This window comes from Candidatus Effluviviaceae Genus V sp. (assembly GCA_014728125.1).
Taxonomy (GTDB): domain Bacteria; phylum Joyebacterota; class Joyebacteria; order Joyebacterales; family Joyebacteraceae; genus WJMD01.
Window position 1 is genome coordinate 1 of record WJMD01000031.1, and the last position, 9,886, is coordinate 9,886.

The following is a 9,886-nucleotide window of genomic DNA, read 5'->3' on the forward strand; positions in this document are numbered from 1 at the left end:
CGGCTTCTTCGTCGAGCGGGACGGCTATCTCTCACTCGCGGCGACGTGCTGTCGGGGTCGCGAGGGCAGTCCGGAGCCGGTCAGGATCGAGGATGCCGGGCACCTGGGAGAGGCATACGTGACCGGCAGTATGCAGCTCTTTGGGAAGGGCGACGTCCCCGGCGGCATGCCGGCGCCAGAGGGGTTCGAGCATGGCATCTCGATGCCCATCGAGGGGATCGGCGTGCTGCACTGCTTCTCGATGAAGCGGGGCGCCTTCACGACCGACGACGTCCGGATGCTCGACCTCCTGCTGGACCACGCGAAGCAGGCCGTCGGGCGGATCAGACTGGAGAGCCAGCTTCACGAGGAGGCGATCCGCGACAGGCTCACTGGTCTCTACAACAGGAACTACTTCGATGAGGCGGTCGAACGGGAGATCGAACGCTCGCGTCGTTCCGGCGAGCCGATCGGATTCCTCATGCTCGACATCGATCGTTTCAAGGAGATCAACGACACCTACGGACACGCGACGGGCGACGACGTCCTTCGGGGCGTTGCGCGGTTCCTCGTCGGACAGGTGCGGACGTCCGAGATCGTCGTGCGCTACGGAGGAGACGAGTTCCTCATCATGATGCCGGGCCTGACACGCGACCCCGAGCCGGTCTGCGAGCGCATCCGGGAGGCCTTCGAGCGGTGGCGCGCCGCGAGCGGGATCCCGGAGGAGGTCGACTTCGATCTGTCGATGGGGTTCTCGAGATGGGAGCCGTACGACCTGTCGTCCGTGACGGAGGTGATCTCGGAGGCAGACGAGGCGATGTACGAGGAGAAGCGGTCGCACGCCGCCGCCGGAACCGGCGGATTGGGCGGCAGGTTGCCGCGGGGCGCCGTCGAGAGCTAGACGTTCCCTCCGCCGGCCGTCAGGAAAAGCTGGATACCCTTTCTCACGCAGTCGTTCGCATCGAAGATCCTGAGCATCGGGACGTTCCTGTCGTCGGTCGAGCCGATGTAGCGCTCGACGCCCGCCTGCGCCAGGAACGCCAGCCCTGCCCTGTGAAGCGCTCTTCCGAGCCCCTCGTTTCGCCGCTCCGGCACGATCCCCATGTAGAAGAGCGTTCCCTCATTCCTCGGACCGGGGAAGCGCTGCGGAAGAACGACCCCGACCGTCCGACCGTTCCTCCTCGCGACCTTCCACCACGTCGGGTCGAACATCTCACCCGCATACTCAACCAGTTCGCGGAAATCCGTCATCGGGTCTCGCGCCGCGACGTCCTCGAACGGGTCGCCCTCGGCGGCCCGGGACATGATCTCGACGAACCTCGGCTCTCCCGTCTGGGCGAGGGAGATGTAGGTGAACGGTCCCGCATCAGGCGCCTCGACGCCGGAGAGGTCCCGTTCGACGAAGACCTTGCGACGTCCGACACGGAAGCCCGAGCGCAGAAGAGCCTGGTTCATCTCTGCGAGGTCGTCGCGTTCCCACGAGAGAATCTCGACTCGCTCCGGTCCGAAGGAGCGTGCGAGATGGGAGCCGAAGGCCTCGGCCACGTCTCCGAACACGTCCGGTTCGTTGCTCAGGATCTCCTGGATGAAATAGAGCCTCGGATTGAGGAACGTGCCGGTCAGCCTGCCCGCCGCGCGTCCCTCGTCCACGGCGATCAGGTGACACCGCCTGTCGCGGTGCTCCTCTCCGCCGACGAGATCGGTGAAGCTGGGTCGCCGGACCGCGATCTCGCCCGGCGCCGATGCCACCGAAAGCCAGAGCGTCTCCTCGCCCGGCCGGAGGGGATGAACATCGATGGAACGCTCTCCCGGCATCAGCCCTCCGTCGAGTCCCCGACGTTCGTCAGTGCGTTCATCATCACTCCGGGCTCAGTGACGGGGAGGCCGCACGCCCCAGCCCGGCAGACCGCCGCCGTCGCGCGGCCGTCGTCCGTTCGGAGCTCGCGCGCCCAGGGAGCGATCCGGAGAACGTCGTCGCCTTCCTTTACCAGAACGCACGTCCTCGGCAGGAATGAGCCGTTCAGTGCCTCGGTGAACGCGCGGGTGTCTTCGCCGTCCCGCCGCCCCGCGATGACGACCTCCGCCGTCGGCCCGATGAGGTGGTCGATGCCGCAGAGGAGATAGCCGTAACCCGACGGGTGCAGGCGCACGGCGCCCGTGGCCGAGCGTGCGGCCCGGATCGCGACCTCCTCGAGCTCGGGACGGCCCGTCAACCGCGCCAGGCGCGCGAGGTTCATGACGGCGACGGAGTTCCCGGATGGGAGCGCCCCGTCGTAGATCTCCTTCGGTCGGGCGACCAGCTTCTCGCCATCGTCGGGCGTGAAGTGAAACCCGCCCGACGGATCGCTGAAGTGCTCGAGCATCGAGGCCGTGAGCTCGAGCGCGACGTCCAGGAGCGCCGGCCTCTGCGTCGCCGCGTGGAGCTCCATCAGGCCCCACACGAGGAACGCGTAGTCGTCGAGGTTGCCGCGCACACCGGCGTCGCCGTTGCGGTATCGGTGGAGAAGGCGGTCTCCGGAGCGCATCGTTGAGAGGATGAACGATGCGGCGCGCTCGGCCTCCTCGGCGAAGTCCGGCTCCCCGGTTGCGCGCGCCGTGAACGCGAGCGAGGCGATGATGAGTCCGTTCCAGTCTGTCAGGACCTTGTCGTCGAGCGGCGGGCGCGCACGCTGCTCGCGGACCTCGAGCAGACGCACGCGGGCGTGCTCGAGTCGTGTCGCGGCCTCGTCCGTGGTGAGGTCGAGCGAGCGGGCCAGCGAGTCGAGCGACTCGCCCGCACCCAGCACGTTCGCGCCGGTCGGCTTTCCCGTCGCCTCGTCGACCGCGTTCCCCTCGTCCGTGAGCCCGTGCGCTCTGACGAGGATGTCGGCCTCCTCACCGAGGACGTCACGGACCTCATCGAGCGACCAGAGGTAGAAGCGGCCCTCGCCGCCCTCGCTGTCGGCGTCCTCCGAACAGAAGAACCCGCCGTCGGGAGCGCCGAGTCTCGTGACGACGTAGCGAAGCGTCGTGCGCGCGAGCGCCGCGAAGCGCTCCTCTCCGGTCGCCTGGAACGTCTCGGCCGAGGCGAGCGCGATGAGCGCCTGGTCGTACAGCATCTTCTCGAAGTGTGGGAGGTGCCACCGGTCGTCGGTCGAGTACCGGTGGAAGCCGCCCTCCAGATGGTCGTGGATGCCGCCGCGCCCCATCGCGTCGAGCGTGCGCACTGTCATGTTGAGCGACGCGCGGTCGCCCGTCCTCTTCCACCACCTCAGAAGGAACATCAGCTGGTGGGGTGATGGGAACTTCGGCGCCTCCCCGAACCCTGCGTTGCGCTCGTCGAACTGCGACCTCAGCTCGTCGCGCGCCAGCGCCAGCAGACCCTCGTCGGGCTCGCCCGGTGGAGGCGCCGTCGGACTCCGCAGCGCGTCGCGGACCTGCCCGGTGATGCGGTCGATCTCCCGGGGTGAATCCCTGTAGAGCTCGACGATCTTGGGGACGAGTTCCTTGAGCCCGGGACTGCCGAAGCGGCTCTCCCTGGGAATGTAGGTGGCGGCGAAGAAGGGCGTTCCGTCCGGTGAGGCGATGACCGTGAGCGGCCAGCCGCCGCGGCCGGTCATCATCATTGCGACGTCCATGTAGACGCGGTCGACGTCTGGGCGCTCCTCGCGATCGACCTTGACGCAGACGAAAGCCCCGTTCAGGAGCGCGGCCGTCTCCGGATCCTCGAACGACTCCCGCTCCATGACGTGGCACCAGTGGCAGGCCGCGTAGCCTATCGAGATAAAGAGCGGCTTGCTCTCGCTCCGGGCGCGTTCGAACGCCGCCTCGCCCCATGGATACCAGTCGACCGGGTTCGTCGCATGCTGCAGCAGGTAGGGACTCTGTTCGCCCGCCAGCCGGTTGGTCCTCTTCGGCATGGTGTCATCCGTTCTTCCAGAAGAACGGTCGCGACGGAGCCGCTCGGTCCTCGACGACGGCCCCGCCGCAACACAGGGTGCGGAATGATCGGGTCGTCCTACTCCGTCCGGACCTCCGTCGTGTCCTGAGGGGCCGGCTCCGGGAGCTTCTCGATCCAGTCATCGACCAGCTGGATCTGTCCCTCGGGGAGCGGCTTCGGTCCCATCGGCATCCGGCTTCCGGTGATGTCGTCAAAGCCCCGCAGCTTCCAGACGAGGTAGCTCCGCTCGGGGCGGCCGGGCTCGACCAGGAGCAGGGTGTCGATCTGCGTGCTCGGGACGCCGACCATCGATCCCGGGAAGTCGACCCGCTCGAGGCTCAGGCCCGCCGCGGGACGTCCCTCGCCGTGGCACTGCGCGCAGCGCTGTACCATGAGCTTCGCCACCTCCATCTCCCGGGCCGCCGCTGCAGAATCGGCGGCCGCCTGCGATATCTCAGCGGGAGCGGCATCGACCGCGGCGGGTGCGTCGCCGCCGGTTCCCTCGGCGTGGACGATGAGTGCTCCAGCCGCGAGCAGGACGACGGCGGTCAAAGTGATCATCATCTTCGTTCTCATCGGTCTCTCCAGTCGGGTCAGGCGTGGTTCCTCAGCTTGAGCTCGCCGGGGTGGGGACTCAGGAACGTCTGCCGGGAAAGATACTCCGGCTCGTACTTGCGAGCGTAGTGACCGATCAGGGTGACAGGCACGATGAGCGGGACGATCTCCTTCCTGTAGGATTCGATGACCTCGAGCGCCTCACGTTTCTCGTCCGGCGTGAGCTCCTTCTTGAAGTAGCCGAGTGCGTGCTGGAGAACGTTCGCGTTCTTCCCGGGCGTCGGCTTGGTCCTGAGCGCCCTGATCAGCAGCGCCTCGTAGGCGTCGAAGAGCTCCGAGCGCTTGAGCTCCTTCTGACGCGCCACGAGCTGTCCCATCTCCTTCAGGATCTTCGGGCTGTGAGCCATCAGCTGGAGCTTGTGCGCCGCATGGAAGTCGATGAGCGCCCTGGCCGACCGCCTGGTCCCCGTGGCGTCGCGATATCGCTTCAGGCAGAAGACGCTCTCGATGAAGTTCTCCCTGAGCACTGGGTCGTGCAGCCTGCCCTCCTCCTCGACCGGAAGCAGGGAGAAGTGGTCCATGAACATGCGGGCGAAGACGCCGGAACCGACCTTGTGCGGCATGCCCTTCTCGTCGAAGACCTTGACGCGTTCCATGCCGGAGCTCGGCGAGTTCGCCTTGAAGATGAACCCGGAGAGGTTCTCCTTCCCGAGCTCGCGAATGCGCTTCCGTGCCCACGTCTTCATCTTGTCGGTCAGATCGACGTTGGTTCTCGACGTCACCAGCCTCGGGTCGTCCGGGTCGCCCTCGAGGTGCATCGACTCCCTCGGGATGGGCAGCCCGCATTCGACCTCCGGACAGACCGGGACCCAGTCGACGTACTTGCCGAAGGTGTCCGTCAGGAACCGGTCCCTCTTGTGACCGCCGTCGTAACGCACTGACTCTCCGAGGAGACACGTACTGATGCCGAGCCTCGGTCTGTCGTCATCGGCATTCGTCCGACCGGCCATCCCGTTCGCTCCCTTCCGAACGACCGCGGGCGCGTCACCGTTCGGCGGCCCGCTCCCGTTCCTCGTCTTCGAGTTCATCGACACGTTTCAGGTAGGCGGGCATGTCGAACTTCCTCTCGAGACCCGCGGCGCTCATCCATCTGATCTGGCCGAAGACCGCGCGCTCCTTCCACGGGCGGTCGTGCTTGCCGAAGCACCAGGCGACCCCCGCGAACGAGTTCGGGTCCCGGCCGTCCAGCTCGTACCGGTTGTTGAGCATCACGGCGATCTCGAACGCCCGTTCGGGCGAGCGGGTCCACTCGATGATCTTCTTCCCCCAGTACATCCGCATGTAGGGGTGCATCTTGCCGGTGGCGAGCATCTCCCGCTGGGCAGCGTTCCAGTATGTGTCGTGCGTCTCACCGCGCTCGAAATCGCGCTCCGAGTAGACCGTATCCCGCTCATCGCCGGCGTGGGCCGCGAGCGTCCCGGCCGCCCAGTCGGGCAGGCAGTCGAAGGAGTCGTAGTCATCGTTGTACCAGCAGAAGTTCATCGACAGCTCGCGGCGTACGATGAGTTCCTCGAGGAAGGCCTCCTTGTCCTCGCGCTTCGTGCCGCGGGCCGACTCGACCCCGAGGGCTATCTCGACGGGTGAGATCTGCCCGAAGTGAAGATAGGGGGAGAGATGGGATACCTGCTCCACTCCCGGATCGCTTCGTCCGTCGTCGTAGCCGCGCAGTCCGTGGTGGATGAAGGCCTTAAGGCGCTCGCGCGCCTCGGTCGGGCCTCCGCGGAAGCGCGAGCGGCCGCCCACCCTCGTGGGCAGGCCCAGCTCCTCGGCGAGGGCGGGTGGATCGTCGAGCGGCAGCCCGTCGAACGCCATGTCGAGGGCGTCCCTCGAGGGCGTCGTCTCCTCGAGCGGTTGAAGGAAGCGGTCGAGGTGCTCGTGGATCCTCGGTCGGATCGTCCTGGCGGCATACTCCTCTTTCGATGAGGCGGTCCTGATAGGAACGACGGCGTCGGACTCGACGGCCACGACGCGCGCGGGGGCCCGCGACGCGACCCGTGCCCGCCACGAGCGCTGGACCCTCAGATAGCCGACGTCGGTCACGACGAGCGCTGCGTCGTCCGCCAGACCGAGCGCCGCGTCGGGCGGCGGGGCGCCGCGGACGACGAGGGGAATACCGCGTTCAGCCAGTGCCTCGGCGGTCTCCCGCAGCCCGTCGAGCATGAAGAGATAGTGCCGCCGCCGCGCCTCGGGGAAGCGCCGCGTGATGCCGAAGACCGCCACGACCGGAAGTCCCAGGCGGTCGGCCTCGCGCGCCGCGTATGTGAGGGCGTGGTTCCAGCGCGGCCGCTGCGACTGCTGCATCCAGTAGAGAACGTAGCGCCCGTCGGCGATGTCGGCCGGGTTGAGGACGTGGACACGTTCCTTCTGGATCAAGCGAGGTCCTCCCTCGAGCAACTGTCTCCGTACGGCTCCGCTTCGACGAACGTCCGAGCCGCTCGTTTCCGCGCCTCGATGAGCGTTCTAGCCGCTCGACTCCATGTCGCTCGTGTAGCGCCCGGAGCGGGCCGCCCCGTTGAGCTCGGCACGCCGGTAGAATGCCTTCTGAGCTGCGGGCACCCTGGACTCGTCGCCGCGCCACGCCTGAAGCACCGGCTGCTGGAGGGCGCGTCCGTACGAGAAACTCAGCTGCCACGGATGCTCGCCCATCGCGTTCATCGCGTTGAGGTTCGCGGTGGCCTCCTCCGGCGACTGACCACCGGAGAGGAAGACGATGCCCGGCACGGCGGCGGGGACGACGCGGCGGAAGCAGCGGACCGTCGCCTCGGCGATCTTCTCAGGGGATGCCGTTTCCGCCGAGTCGCTGCCCGGCAGGACCATGTTCGGCTTGAGAAGCGTCCCCTCGAGCACGACGTCCTGTTGTGCGAGCGAACCGTACACACTTCTGAGCGTCGCCTCCGTGACCTGTTCGCAGCGCGCCATGCTGTGTGGCCCGTCCATCAGGACCTCCGGCTCCACGATGGGCACGAGGCCGGCCTCCTGGCACAGTGCCGCGTAGCACGCGAGCGCATGCGCGTTGGCCTCGATGCAGGCGACGGTCGGGATGCCGTCGCCGATCGTGATGACTGCGCGCCACTTCGCGAACCCGGCTCCGAGCGAGCGGTACTCCTCGAGACGGTCCCGGAGCCCGTCGAGCCCCTCCGTCACCCGCTCGCCCTCGTGGCCCGCAAGCGGCTTGGCGCCGCGGTCGACCTTGATGCCGGGCACTATGCCGCGCTCGGACAGGAGGCGGGGGAACGCCGTACCGTCGTCGCTCGACTGGCGGATGGTCTCGTCGAAGAGGATGACGCCCGATATGAACGAGTCGATGCCCTCCGTTGTGAAGAGCAGGTTCCTGTACTGCTGTCTGGTCGTCTCGGTCGACTCGACGTCGATGCTGTCGAGCCGCTTCCTGATGGTCCCCGTGCTTTCGTCGGCGGCGAGAATGCCCTTGCCCGGCGCGACGAGCGCCCGGGCGACCGAGCGGAGGTTGTCCTGTGTCATGTGTTGCTCCCGGATGATCCTGCGTCATGTTGTTGTGCGGGCGCCGCTGCGGCGACCGCCTTCGTCCCATCCATTGCGCCACTCTACGCGGGGCGCAGCGGACCTGTCAAACCGAACCAGCGACGGCCGCCGTCCGGGCGTTCGAGGATGTATGATGCGGCCGCCGACCGGACGTTCGAGGATGTGTGATGCGGCCACCGACCGGACGTTCGAGGATGTGTGATGCGGCCACGGAACGGGCGTTTCCAGGTTGACATTCGGCCCCGTTCTCTAGTATCCTCTTGCGAGTCTGGTCACCGTGGCGCCGTCTGTCCGGCACTGCGGTGATTGTTTGTCGAATAGGTGAATGGCGAGCCAGTCGGGATAGCTCGGCTCGTACGGACTTCATGGAAGAGGCGGGTTCGATCGGTGGTGTGCGGGCGCGGGGGGAAGCCCAGTACCGGCCTTCTCGTACACGGACGATGGTGCGGCGGCGCGCTCATTGACCTGATCGCGTAGCGGGTAGGTGGATTCACCTACCCATGTTCATATGCGCACCGGGCGCTCCCGGAGGTTCGGAGGGACGTCCCGCATCCGAGGACCAGGGTTGCCGGAGGGAAGATGAGGATCAAGCTGACCGGAGACATGATTAAGGACGAGCTCATCCAGAAGGTCGTTGAGCTGTCGGGTCAGAACCTCGGCGCGTGCTACCAGTGCGGCAGGTGTTCGGCCGGCTGCCCGGTGGTCGAGGACATGGACATCGTTCCGAGCGAGGTCATCCGTTTGCTCCAGCTCGGACAGCTCGAGCCGGTGCTCGAGTCGAAGACGATCTGGATCTGCGCCTCGTGCCTCCAGTGCGCGTCGCGCTGTCCAAGGGGCGTGGAGTTCTCGAGCATCTGCGACGCGCTCCGCGCGATCGTGCTGAGACGCCGTCTGTCGCACCCGCAGGTGGACGCGGACGAGGTCACGCCGGTGATGGTGTCGGACGCTCCGCAGATGGGCGTCGTCGGGGCTCTGAGGAAGCTCAACGGTTGAGGAAGGACCGGAGGCCGGAATGAAGATCCCATACTACCCGGGATGCACGCTGCACGAGAGGGCCCGGGACTTCGATATGTCGGCAAAGGAGAGCGCGAAGGCGCTCGGGTTCGAGCTCGACGAGATGCCGATCTGGACGTGCTGCGGCGCGGTCTTTCCGCTCGTCACCGACAGCGTCATGGAGATCCTGGCACCGGTCAGGAATCTGTCGTACGCCTCGAGGATGGGCGACAAGGTCGTGACGCTCTGCTCGTTCTGCTATCACGTCCTCAAACGCGCGAACAAGGTCATGAAGGAGGATCCCGAGAAGCGGGAAAAGGCCAATCTCTTCCTCAAGGCCGATACGGAGCGTCGTGAGGGGATCGAGAGTTTCACGGGGGACGACTACCTCGGGCAGGTCGACGTGCTGCACTACATCGAGTTTCTGCGCGACGTCGTCGGCTACGACGAGGTGAAGAAACGCGTCAAGGAGAGCCTCGGAGATCTGAAGGTGGCACCGTACTACGGGTGCATGCTTCTCCGGCCCGCAAAGGAACTCGAGTTCGACGATCCGGAACAGCCGACCATCTTCGAGGGGCTTCTGGAGGCGATGGGGTGTGACGTCGTCGACTTTCCGATGAAGTCCGAGTGCTGCGGCGGTTTCCAGATCGTCAACGACGAGGAGATCGCCGTATCATGCTCCAGGACGGTCGTCGGGTCAGCCGTCAAGCGGGGCGCCGACGTGATCGTCACGACCTGTCCTCTCTGCCAGTACAACCTCGACAGGAAGCAGCAGGAGATCGCCGAGCGCGTCAAGGGCTTCGAGAAGATCCCCGTCATCTACTTCACGCAGCTTCTGGGCGTGGCGCTCGGAGTTGATGAGAAGTACCTCGACTTCAC

Annotated in this window: 9 protein-coding genes; 3 read left to right on the top strand and 6 right to left on the bottom strand. The window is 66.5% G+C overall.

The window, feature by feature from the left end; genetic code table 11:
• Positions 1 to 880, top strand: an 880-nt coding sequence (locus GF405_01680) for a diguanylate cyclase (GenBank protein ID MBD3366867.1), incomplete at its 5' end; no start/stop codon positions are given.
• Here the strand turns inward: GF405_01680 and GF405_01685 are convergent.
• The 6 genes from GF405_01685 to GF405_01710 form a co-directional block, all read right to left on the bottom strand.
• Positions 877 to 1,794: a GNAT family N-acetyltransferase gene (locus tag GF405_01685; GenBank protein ID MBD3366868.1), complete on the bottom strand. Its 918-nt coding sequence runs from the start codon at positions 1,792 to 1,794 to the stop codon at positions 877 to 879. The genes GF405_01680 and GF405_01685 overlap by 4 nt on opposite strands.
• Positions 1,794 to 3,878 carry a DUF255 domain-containing protein gene (locus GF405_01690; protein MBD3366869.1) on the bottom strand — a complete coding sequence of 695 codons (2,085 nt, stop codon included), beginning with the start codon at positions 3,876 to 3,878 and terminating at the stop codon, positions 1,794 to 1,796. Before GF405_01690 ends, GF405_01685 begins: the two co-directional genes overlap by 1 nt.
• 98 nt (positions 3,879 to 3,976) lie before the next feature.
• A complete protein-coding gene (locus tag GF405_01695) occupies positions 3,977 to 4,474 on the bottom strand; it encodes a hypothetical protein (protein ID MBD3366870.1) in 498 nt (165 codons plus the stop codon).
• 17 nt (positions 4,475 to 4,491) lie between these two features.
• A complete protein-coding gene (locus GF405_01700) occupies positions 4,492 to 5,463 on the bottom strand; it encodes a DUF1722 domain-containing protein (protein MBD3366871.1) in 972 nt (323 codons plus the stop codon).
• A 34-nt stretch (positions 5,464 to 5,497) separates the two neighbouring features.
• The gene (locus tag GF405_01705; protein MBD3366872.1) at positions 5,498 to 6,814 is read right to left on the bottom strand and encodes a deoxyribodipyrimidine photolyase; all 1,317 of its coding nucleotides are present in this window, start codon (positions 6,812 to 6,814) and stop codon (positions 5,498 to 5,500) included.
• Between the two features lie 159 nt (positions 6,815 to 6,973).
• Positions 6,974 to 7,993 carry a fructose-bisphosphate aldolase class I gene (locus GF405_01710; protein ID MBD3366873.1) on the bottom strand — a complete coding sequence of 340 codons (1,020 nt, stop codon included), beginning with the start codon at positions 7,991 to 7,993 and terminating at the stop codon, positions 6,974 to 6,976.
• 600 nt (positions 7,994 to 8,593) lie between these two features.
• On the opposite strand from GF405_01710, the gene GF405_01715 reads away from it, so the two are divergent.
• Entirely contained in the window at positions 8,594 to 9,007 is a 414-nt protein-coding gene (locus GF405_01715; protein ID MBD3366874.1) for a 4Fe-4S dicluster domain-containing protein, read from the top strand.
• 19 nt (positions 9,008 to 9,026) lie between these two features.
• Positions 9,027 to 9,886 (top strand): disulfide reductase (locus GF405_01720; protein MBD3366875.1); only part of this gene is annotated, 860 nt, incomplete at its 3' end.

Coding starts and splice junctions, on each gene's coding strand:
- GF405_01685 (MBD3366868.1), bottom strand. CDS start 1,794: ATGCCGGGAGAGCGTTCCATCGATGTTCATCCCCTCCGGCCGGGCGAG.
- GF405_01690 (MBD3366869.1), bottom strand. CDS start 3,878: ATGCCGAAGAGGACCAACCGGCTGGCGGGCGAACAGAGTCCCTACCTG.
- GF405_01695 (MBD3366870.1), bottom strand. CDS start 4,474: ATGAGAACGAAGATGATGATCACTTTGACCGCCGTCGTCCTGCTCGCG.
- GF405_01700 (MBD3366871.1), bottom strand. CDS start 5,463: ATGGCCGGTCGGACGAATGCCGATGACGACAGACCGAGGCTCGGCATC.
- GF405_01705 (MBD3366872.1), bottom strand. CDS start 6,814: ATGCAGCAGTCGCAGCGGCCGCGCTGGAACCACGCCCTCACATACGCG.
- GF405_01710 (MBD3366873.1), bottom strand. CDS start 7,993: ATGACACAGGACAACCTCCGCTCGGTCGCCCGGGCGCTCGTCGCGCCG.
- GF405_01715 (MBD3366874.1), top strand. CDS start 8,594: ATGAGGATCAAGCTGACCGGAGACATGATTAAGGACGAGCTCATCCAG.